This window comes from Ideonella sp. FW305-24, from assembly GCF_058788035.1.
Genome location: NZ_JBYTAI010000009.1, coordinates 19,817 through 40,455, shown reverse-complemented (window position 1 = coordinate 40,455; position 20,639 = coordinate 19,817). Strand labels below are relative to the sequence as shown.

Annotated in this window: 20 protein-coding genes; 6 read left to right on the top strand and 14 right to left on the bottom strand. The window is 63.0% G+C overall.

Going from position 1 to position 20,639, the window contains the following annotated elements; all coding sequences use genetic code 11:
* The first annotated feature begins 45 nt into the window (after nucleotides 1–45).
* Nucleotides 46–3,210 (top strand): TonB-dependent receptor, encoded by a 3,165-nt coding sequence (locus AC3WR5_RS22370; RefSeq protein WP_492487267.1) that lies wholly within the window; start codon nucleotides 46–48, stop codon nucleotides 3,208–3,210.
* A 99-nt stretch (nucleotides 3,211–3,309) separates the two neighbouring features.
* On the opposite strand, the gene AC3WR5_RS22365 is transcribed toward AC3WR5_RS22370, so the two are convergent.
* The 7 genes from AC3WR5_RS22365 to AC3WR5_RS22335 all read right to left on the bottom strand — a co-directional run bounded on the left by AC3WR5_RS22365 (nucleotide 3,310) and on the right by AC3WR5_RS22335 (nucleotide 8,259).
* Complete coding sequence (locus tag AC3WR5_RS22365; protein ID WP_492487265.1) at nucleotides 3,310–4,071, bottom strand: 3-hydroxyacyl-CoA dehydrogenase; 762 nt, start codon at nucleotides 4,069–4,071, stop codon at nucleotides 3,310–3,312.
* Nucleotides 4,072–4,283: 212 nt separating this feature from the next.
* A complete protein-coding gene (gene adk / locus AC3WR5_RS22360) occupies nucleotides 4,284–4,937 on the bottom strand; it encodes an adenylate kinase (protein WP_141288663.1) in 654 nt (217 codons plus the stop codon).
* A 159-nt stretch (nucleotides 4,938–5,096) separates the two neighbouring features.
* Nucleotides 5,097–5,870 (bottom strand): 3-deoxy-manno-octulosonate cytidylyltransferase, encoded by a 774-nt coding sequence (kdsB, locus tag AC3WR5_RS22355; RefSeq protein ID WP_492487262.1) that lies wholly within the window; start codon nucleotides 5,868–5,870, stop codon nucleotides 5,097–5,099.
* Nucleotides 5,867–6,058 carry a Trm112 family protein gene (locus AC3WR5_RS22350; RefSeq protein WP_141288659.1) on the bottom strand — a complete coding sequence of 64 codons (192 nt, stop codon included), beginning with the start codon at nucleotides 6,056–6,058 and terminating at the stop codon, nucleotides 5,867–5,869. The genes kdsB and AC3WR5_RS22350 overlap by 4 nt, the downstream gene beginning before the upstream one ends.
* Nucleotides 6,048–7,106 carry a tetraacyldisaccharide 4'-kinase gene (gene lpxK / locus AC3WR5_RS22345; protein ID WP_492487260.1) on the bottom strand — a complete coding sequence of 353 codons (1,059 nt, stop codon included), beginning with the start codon at nucleotides 7,104–7,106 and terminating at the stop codon, nucleotides 6,048–6,050. The genes AC3WR5_RS22350 and lpxK overlap by 11 nt, the downstream gene beginning before the upstream one ends.
* Before the next feature lie 67 nt (nucleotides 7,107–7,173).
* Nucleotides 7,174–7,614: an ExbD/TolR family protein gene (locus tag AC3WR5_RS22340; protein WP_492487258.1), complete on the bottom strand. Its 441-nt coding sequence runs from the start codon at nucleotides 7,612–7,614 to the stop codon at nucleotides 7,174–7,176.
* Between the two features lie 12 nt (nucleotides 7,615–7,626).
* Nucleotides 7,627–8,259 (bottom strand): MotA/TolQ/ExbB proton channel family protein, encoded by a 633-nt coding sequence (locus AC3WR5_RS22335; RefSeq protein WP_492487256.1) that lies wholly within the window; start codon nucleotides 8,257–8,259, stop codon nucleotides 7,627–7,629.
* A 457-nt stretch (nucleotides 8,260–8,716) separates the two neighbouring features.
* Between AC3WR5_RS22335 and xseA the strand changes: the two genes are divergently transcribed.
* Both xseA and AC3WR5_RS22325 read left to right on the top strand, forming a co-directional pair.
* Nucleotides 8,717–10,096, top strand: a complete 1,380-nt coding sequence (xseA, locus tag AC3WR5_RS22330; protein ID WP_492487489.1) for an exodeoxyribonuclease VII large subunit — start codon at nucleotides 8,717–8,719, stop codon at nucleotides 10,094–10,096.
* Nucleotides 10,097–10,244: 148 nt separating this feature from the next.
* Nucleotides 10,245–10,829: a superoxide dismutase gene (locus AC3WR5_RS22325; RefSeq protein WP_492487254.1), complete on the top strand. Its 585-nt coding sequence runs from the start codon at nucleotides 10,245–10,247 to the stop codon at nucleotides 10,827–10,829.
* 113 nt (nucleotides 10,830–10,942) lie between these two features.
* Here the strand turns inward: AC3WR5_RS22325 and AC3WR5_RS22320 are convergent, their stop codons facing one another.
* Nucleotides 10,943–11,422 (bottom strand): DUF192 domain-containing protein, encoded by a 480-nt coding sequence (locus tag AC3WR5_RS22320; RefSeq protein ID WP_492487252.1) that lies wholly within the window; start codon nucleotides 11,420–11,422, stop codon nucleotides 10,943–10,945.
* 254 nt (nucleotides 11,423–11,676) lie between these two features.
* Here AC3WR5_RS22320 and icd point away from each other — a divergent pair, with 254 nt between their 5' ends.
* Complete coding sequence (gene icd / locus AC3WR5_RS22315; protein ID WP_492487250.1) at nucleotides 11,677–12,930, top strand: NADP-dependent isocitrate dehydrogenase; 1,254 nt, start codon at nucleotides 11,677–11,679, stop codon at nucleotides 12,928–12,930.
* Between the two features lie 58 nt (nucleotides 12,931–12,988).
* Here the strand turns inward: icd and AC3WR5_RS22310 are convergent, their stop codons facing one another.
* Entirely contained in the window at nucleotides 12,989–14,170 is a 1,182-nt protein-coding gene (locus tag AC3WR5_RS22310; RefSeq protein WP_141284483.1) for a sigma-54 interaction domain-containing protein, read from the bottom strand.
* Between the two features lie 498 nt (nucleotides 14,171–14,668).
* Complete coding sequence (locus tag AC3WR5_RS22305) at nucleotides 14,669–14,908, bottom strand: cold shock domain-containing protein (protein ID WP_141284481.1); 240 nt, start codon at nucleotides 14,906–14,908, stop codon at nucleotides 14,669–14,671.
* Nucleotides 14,909–15,141: 233 nt separating this feature from the next.
* Here AC3WR5_RS22305 and clpS point away from each other — a divergent pair, with 233 nt between their 5' ends.
* Together clpS and clpA are read left to right on the top strand one after the other, a co-directional pair.
* Complete coding sequence (gene clpS / locus AC3WR5_RS22300; protein ID WP_141284479.1) at nucleotides 15,142–15,501, top strand: ATP-dependent Clp protease adapter ClpS; 360 nt, start codon at nucleotides 15,142–15,144, stop codon at nucleotides 15,499–15,501.
* Nucleotides 15,498–17,810, top strand: a complete 2,313-nt coding sequence (gene clpA / locus AC3WR5_RS22295) for an ATP-dependent Clp protease ATP-binding subunit ClpA (RefSeq protein ID WP_492487247.1) — start codon at nucleotides 15,498–15,500, stop codon at nucleotides 17,808–17,810. Before clpS ends, clpA begins: the two co-directional genes overlap by 4 nt.
* A gap of 84 nt (nucleotides 17,811–17,894) precedes the next feature.
* Here the strand turns inward: clpA and AC3WR5_RS22290 are convergent, their stop codons facing one another.
* Genes AC3WR5_RS22290 through AC3WR5_RS22275 form a run of 4 tightly spaced genes read right to left on the bottom strand, consistent with a single transcriptional unit; the run spans nucleotide 17,895 to nucleotide 20,508 of the window.
* Nucleotides 17,895–18,677, bottom strand: a complete 783-nt coding sequence (locus tag AC3WR5_RS22290; RefSeq protein WP_492487245.1) for a M90 family metallopeptidase — start codon at nucleotides 18,675–18,677, stop codon at nucleotides 17,895–17,897.
* A gap of 17 nt (nucleotides 18,678–18,694) precedes the next feature.
* The gene (locus tag AC3WR5_RS22285; RefSeq protein ID WP_492487243.1) at nucleotides 18,695–19,471 is read right to left on the bottom strand and encodes a UDP-2,3-diacylglucosamine diphosphatase; all 777 of its coding nucleotides are present in this window, start codon (nucleotides 19,469–19,471) and stop codon (nucleotides 18,695–18,697) included.
* A gap of 7 nt (nucleotides 19,472–19,478) precedes the next feature.
* Nucleotides 19,479–19,982, bottom strand: a complete 504-nt coding sequence (locus AC3WR5_RS22280; protein WP_141284471.1) for a peptidylprolyl isomerase — start codon at nucleotides 19,980–19,982, stop codon at nucleotides 19,479–19,481.
* Between the two features lie 4 nt (nucleotides 19,983–19,986).
* On the bottom strand, nucleotides 19,987–20,508 hold the full coding sequence (locus AC3WR5_RS22275) for a peptidylprolyl isomerase (protein WP_492487488.1): 522 nt from the start codon (nucleotides 20,506–20,508) through the stop codon (nucleotides 19,987–19,989).
* Between the last annotated feature and the right edge of the window lie 131 nt (nucleotides 20,509–20,639).

Genomic DNA, 20,639 nt, shown 5'->3' with positions numbered 1-20,639 from the left:
TTACACGTTCCTGGAGCGAGGACATCATGGCTTCACAAGACCGGCATGTGCCTTGCTTCTGAAATGGGTCTATCGATCAACCTTTCTGGAGAGAAGTCAGTGGCTCAAATGAAAAATTCTTCCACCCTGTGGCGGCGGTCAGCTGTCGCTGTGGCGGTCGGCCTTAGCGTGATGTCGATGTCGGAAATGGCATTCGCTCAGTCGAATGCTACCGGCAACATCTATGGCCAGGTGTCGGTGGCTACCGGCTCCAGCGTGGTCGTGGAAAATACCGAAACTGGCGCCAAGCGTACATTCACGCCTGATGCTTCTGGCCGTTTCGTTGCCAACTCGCTGGCGACCGGCGTCTACAAGGTCACCTTGTACCGCGACGGCAAGGTTGTCAGCGTCAGCAACAACGTTGAAGTGACCATCGGTCAAGGCAAGGAAGTATTGTTTGCCGAGGGCTCCGCCACGCAAACCGTGCAAGTGGTTGGGAAGGTCGCGCAAATTGACGTGTCCTCCAGCACGAACGGCGCAACCTTCACAGCCAGGCAACTGGCTGCGCTGCCGATTGCCCATGACGTCAACGCCATCGTTCAATTGGCACCGAATACCACGACGGCTGACCCGCGCTACGCAGGTGGCGCCAGTTTTGGCGGTGGCGCCCCTTCTGAAAACGCGTATTACATCAATGGTTTTCCGGTTACCAATCCTCTGACCCAACTGGGCGCTTCCGAGCTGCCGTTTGGCGCCATCGGCCAGGCTTCGGTGCTCACCGGTGGCTTCGGCGCTGAATTCGGCCGCTCCATTGGTGGTGTGGTCAACATCACCACCAAGAGCGGCACGAACAACTGGGAAGGTGGCGTAAGTGCTAGCTGGAGCCCGGATGCGCTGCGCGGCACAGCACGTGACATTTATTACCCGAAAACCGGTTATCACACTGTTGACACCGATCCTGATGCGCCTACCGACGGAACCCTGTATCGCCGTCGTCGCGACAACACTCAGACCGATTATTCGCTCGGTGCGTACTTGGGTGGCCCGCTGATCCAAGATCAGTTGTTCATGTTCATTGCCGCCGAAAAGCTGATCTCCGATACCGGTAGCGTAGACCTGACGGCTGACGACGGCAATGCTGCGACCTCTGGTTGGTCAAAGAAGCATAACGTCAATGATCGCTACCTGGCTAAATTCGACTGGAACCTGACCAGCGATCACCGCCTGGAACTGTCGCTGATTGGTGATCGTTACTTCCGCAATGACAAGCTGTCGGGCTACGACTATGCCACGGGCGACCATAACGGTACTGTGGTGTCGTCCGGTAATTTCACGAATACCGATACCGACAATGACGGCATCGGTGCTGCCTCACAAATCCTAAAGTACACCGGTTACTGGACCGATGATTTGACCTTTACGGCCCTGTACGGCCAGAGCAAAACCCAGCATATCAACCAATACGCGGGTGTTGATGTTGGCAGCAACGTTCACCAGGTATTTGTGAATCAAGGCGCCGAGGCCCCAGGCCTGACGTACAACAACATCTACCCGTTCGCTTTTGGCACGCAGCTTGTTGCGCCAGGCGCGGAAGACACGGTGAAGTCGTTGCGTTTGGACGTTGAATATCGCCTCGGCGACCATTCGTTGCGCGGTGGCTTGGACAAGGTGCGCCTGAAGTCAAAGGGCGCGGGCGTGACGTACGCTGGCGGTGGTATCTACACGTACTATCAAACAAGCAATGCTGCCTTCGTGCCCACGGGCATGGATGCCTCAGTGGGATCGGGTGGCGGGCTGACCGATGGCACCAAGTACTTTTACGGTCGTGAACAGATCTTCACGACAACGACTGACGCGCAGTCGGACCAAAGTGCCCAGTACCTTGAAGACAAGTGGCAAATCACCAAGGACTTCCAAGTCACCGGTGGTATCCGGCATGAGCAGTATGAAAATAAGAATGGCGATGGTCAGACTTTCCTGAAGGTCAAGGATGCCTTCCATCCCCGCTTGTCGTTCACTTGGGACACCTTTGGCGATTCGACGACCAAGATCTTCGGCTCTGCTGGCCGCTATGGCGTGCAGATTCCTACCCATTTGGCCGTTCGCGGTGCGAGTCGCTCGACGTTTACCCGTCAATTCTTCACGTATACGGGAGTTGACGCAAATGGCGCGCCAACAGGCCGGGTGGATCTGGGCGATCCCTATTCGTCGAACAACGAGTATGGCCAAGCCAAGGATTACAAGACGGTTGCTGCGAAGGACCTGACTCCGAATAGTCAGGACGAAATGACCATTGGCATCGAGAAGTCGCTCTCTGAATCGCTGACGGTTGGTGCTCGCGTGACGTATCGTCGCTTGGCTGCCACCATCGATGACCTATGCGACTATCGTCCGTTCACGGAATATGCGATTAAAAATGGCATTACTGATGCCAATGGCGATCCGTTCGAGGTGGGCGTCAATCCGGCCCCGTTTGGTTGTGCTTCGTTCAACCCCGGTAAGGCAAATACCTTCTTGGTCGATTACAAGGGTGATGGCAACTACACCAAGGTCAAGCTGAGCAAGGCAGATTTGGGATTTGAGTCCGCAAAGCGGTCCTATTTCGCTGTGGACCTGTTCGCTGAACATCCGTACAAGGATGGTTGGTATGGCAAGGTGACCTACACCTACGCAAAGAACAAGGGCAACACGGAAGGTCAGACCTTGTCTGACGTTGGTCAGACCGACGTTGCCGCGACCCAAACTTGGGACTTCCCGGAAATCATGTCGGGCGCTTATGGCTACCTTCCGAATGATCGTCGCCACCAGATCAAGGCTTATGGTTTCTATGATGTAACGCCCGAGCTTGCTCTTGGCGCCAACTTGCTGATGGCCGCAGGTCGCCCGAAGAGTTGCCTGAGCTACTCGGATGGTGACTTCTACGGCTACGGTGCAGCTTTCCACACCTGCAGCAACGACGGTGGCGCCACCTTTGAATCGTCGCCGCGAGGCACCAAGGGCAACCTGCCTTGGAACCGCCGCCTGGACATGAACCTGACTTACAAGCCCGACTTCGTGAAGGGCCTGGCCTTGCGGGTGGATGTGTTCAATCTGTTGAATAACCAGGTTGCAGCGGCGATTGACGAGCAGCAGATGGTTGGTGATAACATTTCGGCTACCTACGGTCGGGTGTTGTCCTACACCGCGCCCCGTTCGGTGAAGCTGACCGCTTCTTACGACATCAAGTTCTGATCACCTGATCAGACCAAATAAAAGGCCCGCTGGTTTCGCCTGCGGGCCTTTTCTTATTTTTGTGGAAATTTATTTGGCCAATTGGGCCAATGACTCAAGTCACTTCGGCGCCAACCGAATCGCCCCATCCAATCGAATCACCTCCCCATTCAACATCTCATTCGTGATGATTTGCTGAACCAGCTTCGCATAGTCAGCCGGCGTTCCCAGGCGGCTAGGGAAGGGCACATTGGCTGCCAGCGCATCCTGCACTTCCTTTGGCATGCCAAACAACATTGGCGTGCCGAAGATTCCTGGGGCAATGGTCATGTTGCGAATGCCATTGCGGGCCAGATCCCGGGCGATCGGCAGGGTCATGCTGACGATGCCGCCTTTGCTGGCTGAGTAGGCCGCTTGGCCCATCTGTCCGTCGTAAGCGGCGACGCTGGCGGTGCTGATTAGCACACCGCGTTCGCCGGTCGCGGCTTCGGGTTCGTTCTTGGACATGGCTTCGGCGGCCAGGCGAATCATGTTGAAGCTGCCGATCAGGTTGACGGTGACGGTCTTGCTGAAGACGGCCAGCGGATGAGCCCCGTCCTTGCCTACGGTCTTTACCGCAGGGGCGATGCCCGCGCAGTTGATCAAGCCCATCAGCTTGCCAAGTTGCTGCGCCGCAGTGACAACCGCTTGGCCATCTGCCTCCTGGCTGACATCGCAGCGCACGAAAACACCGCCCAATTCGGCGGCCACGGTCCGGCCTTTGTCTTCCTGCAAATCAGCGATCACGACCTTCGCGCCTTCGCGCGTCAGCATGCGCGCGGTGCCTTCGCCGAGGCCTGAAGCGCCGCCAGTGACGATGAATACCTTGCCTGCAATCTCCATGAAGAGTCCCCTTGTGGTCTGAGTTGGTTGACGTTGACGTAAACGTCAATTGTGCGTCAACGGCGGTGCTTGGAAATTGCTGGCTTTCCTGGGAGCCAAGCGGCCAAAGTGTCCACGGATTGAGCGCGCAGCAAAAAGCCGCCCAAAGGCGGCTTGCTGGGTTGCCGCCGATGCAGCAACAACGAGCGCCCGGTTGGCGCGGGGGCGGTCGGTCAGCCCAGCGCTTCCAGCGCACGCGCTGTGATCTCGTCCACCGTCCCGACGCCAGCGATCTTGGCGTAGCGGGGGGCTTGGGGGTCGCCTGTCTGCGCCCATTGGCTGTAGTAGTCGACCAACGGACGGGTCTGAGCCTGGTAGACCTCCAGGCGAGTGCGCACGGTGGCTTCTTCGTCGTCCTTGCGCTGCACCAGCTCCTCACCGGTGACGTCGTCCTTGCCATCGACCTTCGGCGGGTTGAAGCGCAGGTGATAGGTGCGGCCCGAGGCCACATGCACACGGCGACCACTCATGCGCTCGATGATGGCTTCGTCCGGCACGTCGATCTCCAGCACCAGGTCCAGCTTGACGCCCGCGGCCTTCATCGCATCGGCCTGCGGAATGGTGCGGGGGAAACCGTCGAACAGGAAACCGTTGGCACAGTCGGGCTGTGTGATGCGCTCCTTGACCAGGCCAATGATGATCTCGTCGCTGACCAGACCGCCAGCGTCCATGACCTTCTTGGCTGCGACGCCGAGTTCGCTGCCTGCCTTGACTGCCGCACGAAGCATGTCGCCGGTCGAGATCTGCGGGATGCCGAACTTGTCGCAAATGAACTTTGCTTGAGTGCCCTTACCGGCGCCCGGCGCCCCCAAAAGAATGATACGCATTGAGTTGCCTCTTTTCATGATTCTTGCTGGCCGCCGCAGGCGGCCTCCCGTGCTCGGCAAGGGCGCGGGCACGGGGCGTGGTTGGGCGCAGGATAGCATGGGCACCCCTGCGGGAGCCTGACACGGGGCTGGCAAAGACCTAGGGGGCTACCCCGAAAATCAAGCGGCGAAAAGTGCCCGAACGCGCGCCAGGTCCTCTGCCGTGTCCACGCCGGGTGCGGGTGCCGAAGCGGCCTCGAACACCGCAATGCGGTCGCCGTGCCACAGCACGCGGAGTTGCTCAAGCGACTCCAGTTGCTCCAGCGGAGAAGCGGCCAGCCCGGGGAAGCGCCGCAGGTAGCCGGCGCGGTACGCATACAGCCCGATGTGCCTCAGCGCCGGCGTGCCTGCCGCAGGCAAGCCAGCCAAGCCGTCGCGAGCGCCATCGCGCCACCACGGCACGCAGGCCCGACTGAAATACAGTGCACGGCCGGCCTGGTCCAGCACGACCTTCACCACGTTCGGATTGCGGAACTCTTCCTCCGACAACAGCGCGTGCGCCGCCGTGGCGACGGTGCATTCGGTGCGCTGCTCCAGCAACTGGGCGCAAGCGGCGACCAGTGCCGGGTCGATCAAGGGTTCGTCGCCCTGGACATTGACCACCAGTGCATCACCGTCCAGCCCGAGCAGTTCGCAAGCCTCGGCGAGGCGATCACTGCCACTGGCGTGGTCGACCCGCGTGAGCAATGCGCGCACGCCATGCGCTTCGCAGGCCTGCACGATGCTGGCGTCGTCCGCCGCGACGACCACCTGGTTGGCGCCCGACTGGGCGGCGCGTTCGGCCACCCGCACGACCATGGGTTTGCCGCCAATGTCGGCAAGTGGTTTGTTGGGCAAGCGAGTCGAAGCCAGCCGGGCCGGGATCAGCACTGAAAACGCGGCCACCGGCTTCACTCCTCGGCAGGCAAGGCCCGCGCCTCGTTCTCCAGCATCACCGGGATGCCATCGCGCACAGGAAATGCCAACCTGTCGGCGGCGCACACCAATTCATGAGGGCGGAATTGCGCGTCGCGGTTCAGTGTCAACGGCCCTTTGCACACAGGGCAAACCAGCATGTCGAGCAAGCGGTGATCAGCGGTCATGTTCAGCAGCAATCAAAGAGGCCAGCGCCGAGCGCAGCGCGTCGGTCAGCATGGCAGGAAGTTCAAAGTCTAGCGTGACGACCCACACGCGCGTGTCGCCGGTGCTGCCCGGAGGCAGCTTCACGGCATCCTTTTCAGTCAACAGCACATCAGGCTCGTCGGCAGGCCAGGGCAGGGAGGCGAAGTCCGCGTGGTCGGGCAGCGGAAATTCGCGCAGCCGCAGGCCGGCTGCGCGCAGCATGTCAAAAAAACGGGATGGCGAGGCAATGCCGGCCGCGGCCAGCACAGCGTGTTCCTCTGACCTGGCCTGCAACTGCGCCAAGGTCGCCATCGAGCCCTTGGCGCCATGCCACCAGTCCGACAGCGCCACTGCGCCGCCCAAGCCTCTGTGGGCGCATCCACCCGGCAGCGGCGTGCTTGGCGCGTCTGCGTTGTAAACCACCCAACTGCTCGCCGGTAAACAGCGCGGCAGACGCTGACGCAAGGGGCCGGCAGGCAGCGGCAGGCGGTTGCCGGCGCCACGCCCGTCGAAGACGATCAGGCTCAGGTCATGCCGCAAACGCCAGTGCTGCAGCCCATCGTCGGAGACGATCAGGTTGACCGCAGGATGCGCCGCCAGCAAGGCCAGTGCTGCGGCCACACGGTCACGTGCCACAGCCACCGGTGCCCCAGTTCGCAGGTGCATCAGCAGCGGCTCATCGCCCACGAGACGGGCCGGTGTTTCTGCTGTGACCAGCCGCAACTCAGCATCCGCACGGCCATAGCCGCGCGAGACGATGCCAGGCTGCCAGCCCTGCGATTGCAGCCATTGCACAAGCGCAATCGTGGTCGGCGTCTTGCCGGCGCCGCCGACGATCAGGTTGCCCACAACGACCACCGGCACCGGCAGTGCAGGGCGCTTGCGCAGTTGCCAGCTCAGTCGGTTCAGCCCGGCCAACAACAGGTACAAGCCCGCCAGCGGCAACAAGGCCAGCGCCAGCCAGCTGGGCCGCGGGTGCCACCAGTGCTGCTGCAGCGTGGCAGCCGCCCGGTGGAGAAGCTTGTTCACTTCTGCGGACCTGGCCGGTTTGATCCCAACGCTGCCGAGCGGCCCGACCGGTTGCCGGTCAGCACTGTCACTGCGCTGCCGCAGGCGCGGTGCTGCCTGCAGGCAGCTGCGCAGCAAACGTCACCCGCACCAAGCCAACACGACGGGCGGCGTCGAGCACGTTGATCACCGACTGATGCGCAGTCGCGGCGTCGGCCGAGATGATCACGAACGGCTCCTTGCGCTCCGTGGCGCTGGCGCGCAGCGCAGCGGCCAGCAGCTCGATGCTCCGACCTTCAACCGCCTGACCGTCGACGCTGTAGCGCCCGTCAGCCGACACGGCCACCAGGATTTCGGCCGGCCGGTCGCGCACCGCGTCGGCATTCGCCGTGGGCAGGTTGATCTGCAACTCGGTGAATTTCGAGTAGGTGGTGGACAGCATCACAAAGATCAGCACCACCAGCAGGACATCGATGAACGGGATCAGGTTGATCTCCGGCTCATCGGAGGGCGGACGGCGGAACTTCATTGCGGCCCGGCCTCAGTGCGCCGCCCGCAGCGGCATGCGCAGCAGGTGCTGCAGCAGCCGCTCAGAGGCTTGCTCCATGTCGTGCAGGTAGTCGGCAATCCGGGTACGAAAGTAGCGGTGTGCCATCAGCGAAGGAATGGCAACGATCAGGCCGAAGGCCGTGTTGTACAGCGCCACCGAGATGCCATGTGCCAGCTGGGCCGGGTTGGTACCCGAGCCCGGAGCCTGCGCACCGAAGATCTCGATCATGCCGATGACGGTGCCCAGCAGGCCCAGCAGCGGTGCGACCGAGGCGATGGTCGACAAGGCATTCAGGTAGCGCTCCATGCGGTGCGCCGCGGTGCTGCCGGCGGTCTCCAGCGCCTGGCGCAGCGGCGCCTCGCTGATGCGCGGCTCGAGCGCTGCAGTCTTCAGGCCCGCGGCCAGCACTGCGCCCAGCAGCGAGTTGTCGGCCAGCTTCTGCAGCATGTCGCTCGACGGCGTGCCCTGGCGGGCCACGGTGATGACTTCGTCAATCAGGCCGTCGGGCGCCACGCGGGCGCGTCGCAAGGAACTGAGGCGCTCCAGCACCAGCGCAAGGGCCGCAACGGAGCACAGGATCAGCGGCCAAATCGGCCAGCCAGCGGCTTGTATGATCGACAGCAAGAGGTCCTCTGGCGCAAAGGCCTGGGGGAAAAAGTTGGCGGCATTATGAACTGAAGCCACCGCCTGACCGGCCGCCCTTCGCAGCCTGTTGCGGGGTCGCAGCGCAAGACGTTTCCAGCTGTGACGGCCGCCCATTGGCAGGCATCTTCCGTGCCGAAAGTCGTCCACATTTTCTGTGGACAACTTTGTGGGTAACCAGGGGTTCAATGGCCCGGGAGGCCTCATTTTCCGGGCCGAGGCTTGCGGTGCTGAAAAATACGGCAGCGTTTTATTCAGTCAAATCATATGCTTGCGACGATATTTCTGTTTGATGACGGCCCGGCGGCGACCAAGGCGCGGAAGCGCGGTGACGTGGATATCTGCCCGCGAATGCACCAGCGTGGGACGCGCCGTGGCGAGTGACGGAGACTTCCGGCAGGGCGCCCCGGCTGCGGCCTCGGACTCACGAAACCGCGGCATTGGCGGGCCGGTGTGGACGGTTGGCAGCCTGTTGCTGGCCGTTGGCGACGCCTTGGCGGCACGCTTCGGCGCGGTGACTGTGCAGGGTGAGTTGTCCGGCTACACGCGGGCCAGCAGTGGCCACTGCTACTTCACGCTGAAGGATGCCAATGGCGCCACGGCCGGCATTCGCTGTGCCATGTTTCGCCGCAGTGCAAGCATGCTGGATTTCAATCCGCAAGACGGCCAGCAAGTCGAACTTCGCGGCCGCCTGGCGGTGTATGAGGCCCGGGGCGAACTGCAAATGGTGGTCGAGAGCATGCGCCGCGTTGGTGCGGGCGCGCTTTACGAAGAATTTCTGCGGTTGAAGGCCAGGCTGGAAGCGGCCGGGCTGTTTGCCGCCGAACGCAAGCGTGTCCTGCCTGGCCATCCGAGCCGGCTGGGCATCGTCACCTCGCTCGCGGGCGCGGCCCTGCATGACGTGTTGACTACGCTGCACCGCCGCGCCGCGCACGTCGCGGTCATCGTCTACCCGACCCTGGTGCAGGGCACGGAAGCTCCCGCTGCGGTGGCTGCTGCCCTGGCGCTGGCCAACCGTCGTGCAGAGGTGCAGGTGCTGCTGTTGTGCCGCGGCGGTGGTTCGCTGGAAGACCTGTGGGCGTTCAACGACGAACGTGTGGTGCGAGCGGTGGCGGACTCTGCTTTGCCCGTGGTCTGCGGCGTGGGCCACGAGACCGATGTGACGCTTGCCGATCTCGCTGCCGACCTGCGCGCGCCCACGCCAACGGCCGCGGCCGAACTGGCGTCACCGGCCCGAGACGACTTGCTGTCCGCACTGCAGACACGGCAGCAGCGCATGGCCAGGCGGGTACATCAGCGCCTGGACAACCATGCGCAGCGGCTGGACCAGTTCACCCTGCGCCTGCAGCAGCCTGCACGATTGCTGGGGGTGCAGACCCAGCGGCTGCAGCACCTGGCGCAGCGCCAGGCGCAGGCAGTGCGGCATGCACTGCGACAGGCGCAGGTGCGCACCGATCAATTGGCTGCCAGGCTGCTGCGTGCGCTGCCGGCCCAGTGGTCGCGCCAGCATCAGGCCCTGGAAGCCAGGGCCGCCAGGCTGCAGGCGCTGGACCCGCGGCTGGTCCTGACCCGCGGCTATGCCTGGGTGCAGACCCAAGACGGCAAGCCGGTCACGTCCGCCGGCGCGCTGGTGGCCGGCCAGGCCGTCAGTGCAGTCTGGGCTGATGGGCAGGCCGAAGCCTTGATCACCTCGGTTCAGCCTGTGTTGCCCACCGGCCTGCCAGCGGCATTGCCGGTCAAGAAAAAGCGCAGGGCGGTCACGCCCAAGCACAGCGCCGGCGGCATTGTTGCCTCGCCGCCGGACGAGTCGGCGGCGTGACGCGCCGGGCAAACCCGCCCCGGCGGCAAGCCCTTGCAAGACCCCCCACGGTTGTCGCATCCCTTGCCTACAATCGACAAGGTACTGCCAACTCTTGCACAACACCCGGCGCGCACCGCCGCGCCGGCATACCTCGAAAGGAACTTGCATGGAACATACCCTGCCGCCGCTGCCGTTCGGTCTGGACGACCTGGCCCCCGCGATGAGCCGCGAGACGCTCGAATACCACCACGGCAAGCATCACAACGCCTACGTCGTGAACCTGAACAACCTGGTGGCCGGCACCGAGTTCGCCGGCGTGCCGCTGGAAGAGGTGATCAAGAAGTCCTCTGGCCCGATCTACAACAACTCGGCCCAGATCTGGAACCACACCTTCTTCTGGAACTGCCTGAAGCCGGCCGGCGGCGGCGAACCCAAAGGCGCGCTGGCTGACGCCATCAATGCCAAGTGGGGCTCGTTCGCAGCCTTCAAGGAAGCCTTCACCAAGAGCGCCGTGGGTAACTTCGGCTCCGGCTGGACCTGGCTGGTGAAGAAGGCCGACGGCTCGGTCGACATCGTCAACATGGGTGCCGCCGGCACCCCGCTGACGACGGGCGACACCGCGCTGCTGACGATCGACGTGTGGGAACATGCCTACTACATCGACTACCGCAACCTGCGCCCGAAGTTCGTCGAGACCTTCCTCACGTCGCTCGCCAACTGGGGCTTCGCGGAGGCCAACTTCGCGAGCTGAGTGCTCGGCGGCTGCTGCCGTACGGCAGCTGCCCGATGCACCACAAAGGCCGTCCCTGCGACGGCTTTTTCACAACTGCCGACGCCATGGCCGGCGACTGGCGGCGGGCGTGATCAGCCCGAGAATGGCGCGCCGGTCAGCTTGCTGCCGGCTTTCAGCCCACGCTTGGAAAACCAGCCCTGGTTCATCTCCAGCACCATGCGCACCGGCTGCTTCGAGCAGTGCGAGGTCTCGGTCTGGGGCGCCATGTCTTCGATGTTGACGATGCGGCCATCTTCGGCCACGAAGGCGGCGGACAGTGGCAGCAGTGTGTTCTTCATCCAGAAGCACTGCGTGGCTGCTTCTTCGAAGATGAACAGCATGCCTTCGTGCACCGGCATGTTCTCGCGGAACATCAGCCCGATCTGGCGCTCCTGCGGCGTGCGCGCCACTTGCGCGACGATGTTGTACATGCCGGCGCCCAGCGTGACAGTGGACAAGTGTTGTGCCTGTCCAGTCGACTGCGCCAGCGTAGACGGACTGATGGAAGCCAACGCCGTCAGCGAAGTGATCGCCAGGCACCAGGCACGCAAGCTTGTGTGGATCAGGGTCATGTTTTCCAACCGGGGGTAAGTCTGGATTATCGAACGTCGGAGCGCCCGGAATGGCCGACGCAGAATCGAGCTTCACCGCTTCGCCAGAGCGCGCGCGTGCGAGCGCCCCGTTCGAGCACGGCCCGGCCCTGCCTACCGGCAGGCAAGAAGGGCTCGCATAGAATTTCAGGCATCCAAATTCCTCGACGAAAACCAGGGCCAAGCCTCGCGTTTTCTGGCTGGGAATGATCCATCACGACTCGCGGAGCAAGCGCATGTACCAGCACGTCAAGGTGCCCGAGGATGGGCAGAAGATCAGCATCAACGCGGACTTCTCGCTCAACGTCCCGAACCACCCGATCATTCCCTACATCGAGGGCGACGGCACCGGCCTGGACATCACGCCAGTGATGATCAAGGTGGTCGACGCCGCGGTCGAGAAAGCCTACGGAGGCGAAAAGAAAATCCACTGGATGGAGATCTTTGCGGGCGAGAAGTCGACCAAGGTCTACGGCCCCGACGTGTGGCTGCCGGCAGAGACGCTGGACATTCTTCGCGAGTACGTGGTGTCGATCAAGGGCCCGCTGACCACGCCAGTGGGCGGCGGCATCCGTTCACTGAACGTGGCACTGCGCCAGGAACTGGATCTCTATGTCTGCCTGCGGCCGGTGCAGTATTTCAAGGGCGTGCCCTCGCCGCTGAAGGAGCCGGAAAAGACCAACATGGTGATCTTCCGCGAGAACTCGGAAGACATTTATGCCGGCATCGAGTACGAAGCCAGGAGCGACAAGGCCGTCAAGCTGATCAAGTTCCTGCAGGACGAACTGGGCGTCAAGAAGATCCGCTTCCCCGAGACTTCGGGCATCGGCGTGAAGCCGGTTTCCATCGAAGGCACCGAGCGCCTGGTTCGCAAGGCGATCCAGTACGCGATCGACAACGACAAGCCCAGCGTGACCATTGTTCACAAGGGCAACATCATGAAGTACACCGAAGGTGGCTTCCGTGACTGGGCCTACGCGCTGGCACAGAAGGAATTCGGCGCAGAGCTGATCGACGGTGGCCCGTGGTGCCGGCTGAAGAACCCGAAGAACGGCAAGGAAATCGTCGTCAAGGACTCGATTGCCGATGCCTTCCTGCAGCAGATCCTGTTGCGCCCTGCGGAGTATTCGGTCGTCGCCACGCTGAACCTGAATGGCGACTACATCTCCGACGCGCTGGCGGCGCAGGTGGGTGGCATCGGGATCGCACCTGGCGCCAACATGTCGGATTCGGTGGCCTGCTTCGAGGCCACGCACGGCACCGCGCCAAAGTACGCAGGCAAGGACTACGTCAACCCTGGCTCCGAAATCCTCTCGGCGGAGATGATGTTGCGCCACATGGGCTGGACTCAGGCTGCGGATCTGATCATCCACTCGCTGGAAAAGTCGATCCTGAGCAAGAAGGTGACCTACGATTTCGCGCGCCTGATGGACGGTGCGACACAAGTGTCCTGCTCAGGCTTTGGGCAGGTCATGATCGCCAACATGTGAGTCCCGCCCGCGCCTCATCGGAGGCGGGGCGTTCTTTCCGAGCAGTCGCCCAGCAGGCTCAGTCGTCGTCCAACTGGGAGAACTGAGAGTCTTCGCCTGGCTTGGCCGGTGCAAGCAGGCCATGCCGGCGCAGCAGCGTGCGCAGCGTGTTGCGGGTGATGCCCAGTGCGCGCGCGGTGCGTACCTGGTTGGCGTCGGTGCGCGCGAACGCCGTCTTCACCAGCGTGGCTTCGACGCGCTGGAACACGTCCGACAGCCCGGCATTCAGCAAGGCCTCCAGGGCGGCTTCCAGTTGCTGCTGGCGGATGTCGGCCAGCGGCGCCTCAGCCTGCGCAGGCGCCATCGTTGCGTTCGGCGCCAGCCGGTCCACAGGCGCCAGTGCCCGGATCGCAGGTTCTTCCAGCGTTGCCGTCACGGCCGCCACCAGCTTCAGGTCGCTGACCTCGATCACGCCATGCCGGCAGACGATCAGCGCAAAGTGGATGACGTTTTCCAGCTCGCGAATGTTGCCGGGCCAGCTGTAGTCCAGCAGCGCAGCTTCGGCCTCTGCGCTCAGCACCGCATCCGCCAGCTTCAGGCGAGGGCCATACTGGCTAACGAAATGGCGTGCCAGCGGCAGCAGATCCCCCGGACGATCCCGCAATGGCGGCAATTGCACGGTCGCGACGCTGAGTCGGTAATAAAGGTCGGCCCGGAAGCGCTGCGCCGCCACCGCGCCGCGCAGGTCGATGTTGGTGGCGGCCACCAGCCGCACGTCTACTGCAAGCGTCTTTCGCGAGCCCAGGCGCACGACCTGGCGCTCCTGCAGCACGCGCAGCAGCTTCACTTGCAGCGACAGGGGCAGGTCGCCAATTTCGTCCAGGAACAGGGTGCCGCCATGGGCGGCCTCGAACCAGCCAGCACGTGCCTGCGAAGCGCCGGTGAAAGCACCGGTTTCGTGGCCGAAGAGCTCGGCGTCGATCAGCGATTCGCTGAACGCGCCGCAGTTGACCGCAAGAAAAGGCCCGCTGCGAGCACTCATGGCATGCAGGTGACGGGCGACGAGTTCCTTGCCGGTGCCTGTCTCGCCGATCAGCAGCACCGACGCATCGCTGCGCCCGATGCGTTCGATCTGCTCAAGCAGCGCGCAAGACGCAGGGTCGTGGAAGAGCAGCGCCTTGGCGCGCACGGGGCTGGTGTCTGGCCCTTGCTCTGCGAGGGCCAGCCGCCGCGGGGAGAGCCGTTCAGTGGGTCCGGGCATGTTGCAGTGCAAAAAAAGTCAGATGAACTCCACCTTAGGCGCACAAAACGAGTGCGTCAAGACATGAAATCGAATTTGCATACGCGTGAATGTGCGGTTCAGCAACGTGTGTAACGCAAAGCTTTGCGGGGTAAAAACCGGGCGGGCATCAGTTAGCCGGGCAATGTGCTGTTACGGCGACTGGCCACCTTGTGAAGGTGGTTTGCACGACGCCAAGGACCGGGCAACGCGTGTGCCTGCCTCAGAAAGTGGCAACTAAGACGCCGCCCTTTGAATGTGTCGATGAGGCGACACATCCCGTTAAATACCAGGGCCTGTGTTGTCCATACCCAAAATCAAACCTGGGTATGCGTTTGCCTGCTGTCCGCTGGTGAACTGCGCCAGGGTAAAGCTGCGCCACGCCCATACCGGCAAGCCGGTATGGGACAGGGCAGGCGCCCGTCACCGGACACCTGGGAAAGCCGGCGAGCCGGAAGGCCCGCCGCTCGGCTTGAGGGCTCAGCTGGCCACAGTTTGAGGCACGGGGACTTCGTCCACTGGCCGTATGTTCTGCGCCAACTGGCCTTTGGGCCCTTGCACCAATTCAAAACGGACACGTCCGCCTTGCTTCAGGGTGCGAAAGCCTTCCATCTGAATGGCCGAAAAATGCGCGAACACATCACCGCCACCCAACTCTGGTTCTATGAAGCCAAAACCCTTGGCATCGTTGAACCATTTCACGGTTCCAACCGCTTCCATTTGCAATTCCTCCTGACGCCTTTTGCAGGCTTGTGGTCGCTATTCTTGAGGCATGGCTTTGTCGATGTCAAATGGGCTGAGCGATGAGCCGAGCTCCGCCGGGGGCGTTGACGGCGGCCGATGCTGCGAAATGCGGCACGGCACGGCGCTTTTTCACCGAATGGTCAGCGTCTTGATGCGACGACCATTGCCTAACGGCTGTGCGGTGTTGGTCATCTCGCTATACTCGATTCATGCCTGCGAAACGACCCGTTGCCCCTCTGCCATCCACGCCTTCGGTGATCAAGCCGGAAGACGGGCAGGGGGCCGTGGTGGCCGAACGAAAGGCCGCCCGCACCAAGCCGCCGCGCATGTACCAAGTGGTCTTGCTCAACGACGATTTCACACCCATGGAGTTCGTGGTGATGGTGCTGCAGGAATATTTCAGGCTTGATCTTGAGGCTGCCACCCTCATCATGTTGAAGATTCATCATGAAGGGCGTGCAGTGTGCGGGGTGTTCAGCAAGGACGTCGCCGCAACCAAGGTCGAGCTGGTGCTCGCTGCGGCACGACGCTCTGGACACCCGCTTCAATGCATTATGGAGGCCGCATGATTGCCCAAGAACTGGAAGTCAGCCTGCACATGGCGTTCGTCGAGGCACGCCAGCAGCGACACGAGTTCATCACGGTAGAGCACTTGTTGCTGGCCTTGTTGGACAACCCGTCTGCTGCTGAAGTGCTGCGAGCCTGTGCAGCCAACATCGAAGACCTGCGCAAGAGCCTGGTCGCTTTCATCCGCGAAAACACGCCCACCGTGGGCGGCACCGACGAAGTGGACACGCAACCCACGCTGGGCTTCCAGCGTGTGATCCAGCGCGCCATCATGCATGTGCAGTCCACGGGCGGCGGCAAGAAGGAAGTCACTGGCGCGAACGTGCTGGTGGCCATCTTCGGCGAGAAGGACTCGCACGCGGTCTACTACCTGCATCAACAGGGCGTGACCCGCCTGGATGTCGTGAACTTCATTGCCCACGGCATCAAGAAGTCCGACCCGCCCGAACCTGCCAAGGGCAGCAACGAGGGCAGCAGCGGCGGCGAAGCCGAGAAGGAAGAAAGTGGCGAAGGAAAAGGCTCGCCGCTGGATCAGTTCACCACCAACCTGAACCAGCATGCCAAGGACGGCAAGATCGATCCGCTGATCGGCCGCGAGCATGAGGTCGAGCGTGTCATCCAGGTGCTGTGCCGCCGCCGCAAGAACAACCCGCTGCTGGTTGGCGAAGCCGGCGTGGGCAAGACCGCCATCGCCGAGGGTTTGGCCTGGCGCATCACGCAAGGCGAGGTGCCCGAGGTGCTGGGGGACGCCATCGTCTATTCGCTGGACATGGGCGCGCTGCTGGCCGGCACCAAGTACCGCGGCGACTTCGAGCAGCGTTTGAAGGGTGTGCTCAAGCAGCTCAAGGACAGCCCGAAGTCCATCCTGTTCATCGACGAGATCCACACGCTGATCGGCGCGGGTGCGGCCTCCGGCGGCACGCTGGACGCCAGCAACCTGCTGAAACCGGCGCTGTCCAGCGGCGCGATGAAGTGCATTGGCGCCACCACCTTCCAGGAATACCGCGGCATCTTCGAGAAAGACGCGGCGCTGAGCCGTCGCTTCCAGAAGGTCGACGTGGTCGAGCCGACGGTGGAGCAGACGGTCGAGATCCTCAAGGGCCTGAAGTCCCGCTTCGAGGAGCACCACAGCGTGAAGTACGCGGTCGGTGCACTGCAGGCCGCGGCCGAGTTGTCGGCCAAGTTCATCAATGACCGCCACCTGCCGGACAAGGCGATCGACGTGATCGACGAAGCCGGTGCGGCACAACGCATCCTGCCCAAGAGCAAGCAGAAGAAGACCATCACCCGCAACGAGGTCGAGGAAATCGTCGCGAAGATCGCGCGCATTCCGCCGGCCAGCGTTTCGAGCGATGACCGCGGCAAGCTCAAGAGCCTGGAGCGCGACCTGAAGAGCGTGGTTTTCGGCCAGGACCCTGCGGTGGACGTGCTGGCGGCTGCCATCAAGATGGCCCGCTCCGGCCTCGGCAAGTCCGACAAGCCGATTGGCTCCTTCCTGTTCAGCGGCCCCACGGGCGTGGGCAAGACCGAAGTGGCGAAGCAACTGGCCTACATCCTGGGCATCGAGCTGATCCGCTTTGACATGTCCGAGTACATGGAGCGCCATGCGGTGAGCCGGCTGATCGGTGCGCCTCCGGGCTATGTCGGTTTCGACCAGGGTGGCCTGCTGACCGAGGCCGTCACCAAGAAGCCGCATTCCGTGCTGCTGCTCGATGAAATCGAGAAAGCCCACCCGGACGTCTTCAACGTGCTGCTGCAGGTCATGGACCACGGCACGCTGACCGACAACAACGGGCGCAAGGCCGACTTCCGCAACGTGATCATCATCATGACCACGAACGCGGGCGCCGAGACCATGAACAAGGCGACCATCGGCTTCACGACCCAGCGCCAGCAAGGTGATGAGATGGGCGACATCAAACGCCTGTTCACGCCAGAGTTCCGCAACCGCTTGGACTCGATCGTCAACTTCCGCTCGCTGGACGAAGAGATCGTGATGCGTGTGGTCGACAAGTTCCTGCTGCAACTGGAGCAACAGTTGGCCGAAAAGAAGGTCGAAGTGACTTTCTCCGATGGCTTGCGCAAGCACCTGGCCAAGAAGGGCTTTGATCCGCTGATGGGCGCGCGCCCGATGCAGCGCCTGATCCAGGACACCATCCGCCGCGCGCTGGCCGACGAACTGCTGTTCGGTCGCCTGGTCGATGGTGGTCGCCTGGCGGTGGACGTGGACGAGGCTGGCGAGGTGCAGCTGGACATCCAGCCACTTGGCAAGAGTGGCGACAAGCCGCGTGCGGAAGCTGCTGCGGTCTGACGGCCGCGCATACCGGCCGGTTGAGACCGGCTGGCACAAAATCAAAGGCGCCCTCGGGCGCCTTTGTCGTTGATGCGGCACTGCTCAGCGCACAGCGGCTGCCGGGTCCTGCTTGAAGTACCCGACGAACAGTTCGTGCAGCGCCGGGTGCTCCTCACGGAAGGCTTGCGGGCAGACGAAAAAAGCCTCGGCAGCCACGGCGAAAAATTCTTCCGGCGCTTCCGCGCCATAAGGGTCCAGCAGCGTGGTTTCGCCCGCGTCAACGCGTTCGACGAAGCTCGCCATCTCAGGATCGAACACTGCGAGCCAGCGTTCGCGCGCGGCTTGGGCGCTTGGTGGCAAAGGCACGCCATCGGGCTTACCCTCGCGCATGTCCAGCACGTGGGCGAACTCGTGAATCACGACGTTATAGGCCTCTTCGGCGGACTCGCCGGCCGCTTCGACGTCCGGCCATGACAGCATCAGTGGCCCGCCCGCCATCGCTTCGCCGCTGAGCCATTCCTCGTATTCATGCACCACGCCGTCGTCGTCCATGAACTCGCGCTGGGCCATCACTTCATCCGGGTGCACGACGATGCCGACAAAACCGTCGTACATCGCCAGGCCCAGCTTCAGCACCGGCAGGCAGGCCTGGGCGGCAATCGCAACTGCCATCGCATCGTCCACCACCAGCCCTTGGGCGCCGGTGAATTCCTTTTGGGACAGGAACAGGCTGGCGAGCCGGCGCAGTTCGATCAGGTCGTCCGCCGGGCGATGGCTCAGGAACGGGTAGTGCGCCAGCACCGCCTGCCACAAGGCATCGGGAATCGCGTAACGCCGCAGGGCGCGCTGCTCGCGCCAGTCGCGCAGCTTCTGCAGGAAGGCCATCGACAGATCGAAGCGATTCAGGCGGGCAGGGGCCGGCGGTGCCAGCCTTGCGCGTCCCACAGCATCAGCTCGCCGCGGTCGGCGTCGCCATGGTCCAGCTCCCAGTCGCACAGCACATGGCGCTGCCAGCCAACGAACGCGTCGCTGCCAGGGCGGTGCGTGTGGCCATGCACCAGCAACTGCGAGCCGGCCTCTGCCAGCCAGCCCTGCGCCATGGCCGGGTCTATGTCCGCGTAGGTTTCGGGCTCGCGCGCTTGCGCACGACTGGCGCCTCGCATCTGCTGCGCGATCGCCATGCGCTCGGCGAACGGTCGGGCGAGCAAGGCGCTTTGCCACGCGGGCTGCCGCACCTGGGCGCGGAATTGCTGGTAGGCCTTGTCGTCCAGACACAGCGCGTCGCCATGGCTCAGCAACACCGTCTGGCCAAAGCCGTGGAAAGCAACCGGGTCTGGCAGTTCGACGCAGCCGGTGTCGCGGAAGAAGCGCTCCCCCAGCAGGAAGTCGCGGTTGCCGCGCATCACATGGACCGGCTGCCGGCGGGCGAGGGCGGCGATGGCCGCAGCAACACCAGCCTCGTACGGCTGGTCCAGCATGTCGTCGCCCACCCAGGCTTCGAACAGGTCGCCGAGGATGAACAAGGCGTCCCCCTGCGGCTGCGCCAGCAGGCGCAGGAAGGCTCCGGTGGTGCGCGGCAGCGACTCGCTCAGGTGCAGGTCCGAGATGAAAACCGCCCGCTGGCAGGCGGGCGGCAGCTGGCGCAAGGCGCCCGGCGCCACCAGGGCGCTGGGGGCCAAGGCTGCGTCAGACAATCTCGACGGCCTTTTCGATCGTCACCGCCTCGAGCGGCACGTCGTCGTGCATGCCTTTGCGACCTGTGCGAACTTTCTCGATCGCGTCCACCACCTCGGTGCCAGCAACCACCTTCCCGAACACCGCATAGCCCCAACCGCTGGGCGACTCGCTGCTGAAGTTCAGGAAGTCGTTGTCCTTGGTGTTGATGAAGAACTGGGCCGAGGCCGAGTGCGGCGCGTTGGTGCGCGCCATGGCCAGCGTGTACTTCAGGTTCTTCAGGCCGTTGTTGGCCTCGTTCTGGATCGTTGCATCGGTGGGCTTCTGGCTCATGTCGGCCAGCATGCCACCGCCCTGGATCATGAAGCTCTTGATCACGCGGTGGAACACGGTGCCGTCGTAGTGGCCCTTGTTCACGTAGGCCAGAAAATTGGCAACGGTGGCAGGCGCCTTGGCGTCGTCAAGTTCGATGCGCAGCACGCCGGCGGAGGTGGTGAGTTCAACAGTCTTGGTCATGGTTTCAGTTCTCCAACGTGGCTTTTTTGATCAGGATGGGTTCGTTCGGCACGTTCTCGTGTCCCCCCTTGTCACCGACTGGCACGGCCCTGATCTTGTCGACCACGTCCATGCCGCTGACAACCTTGCCGAACACCGCATAACCGTCACGCCCGGGCTGGTAGTCCAGGCGCTGGTTGTCGACAACGTTGATGAAAAATTGCGAGGTGGCCGAGTTCGGCGCACTGGTGCGCGCCATTGCAATCGTGCCGCGCAGGTTGGACAGGCCATTCTGGCTTTCCAACTTGATCGGCGCGCGCGTCGGCTTTTCCTTCATGTCCGGCGTCATGCCGCCACCCTGGATCATGAAGCTTTCGATCACACGGTGAAAGATGGTGCCGTTGTAGTGGCCCGCCTTCACGTATTGGATGAAGTTGTCCACGCTCTTGGGCGCCTTTTCCTTGTCGAGTTCGACGACGATGTCGCCAGCACTGGTGCTGAGGCGGACGGTCTCTGCCAGGGCCGGCGCAATGCCTGCCACGGCCAGCGCGGCGGCCAGCGTCAGCGAGCGGGTCCAGGCGGCTGGCCGGCGCGCTGCGAGGCCGGGCCGGGTGCTTGTTAAGGTCACGTAAAAGCTCCTTCGCTATACTCGCCCGATTGTACCGACCCCCTTTTTGA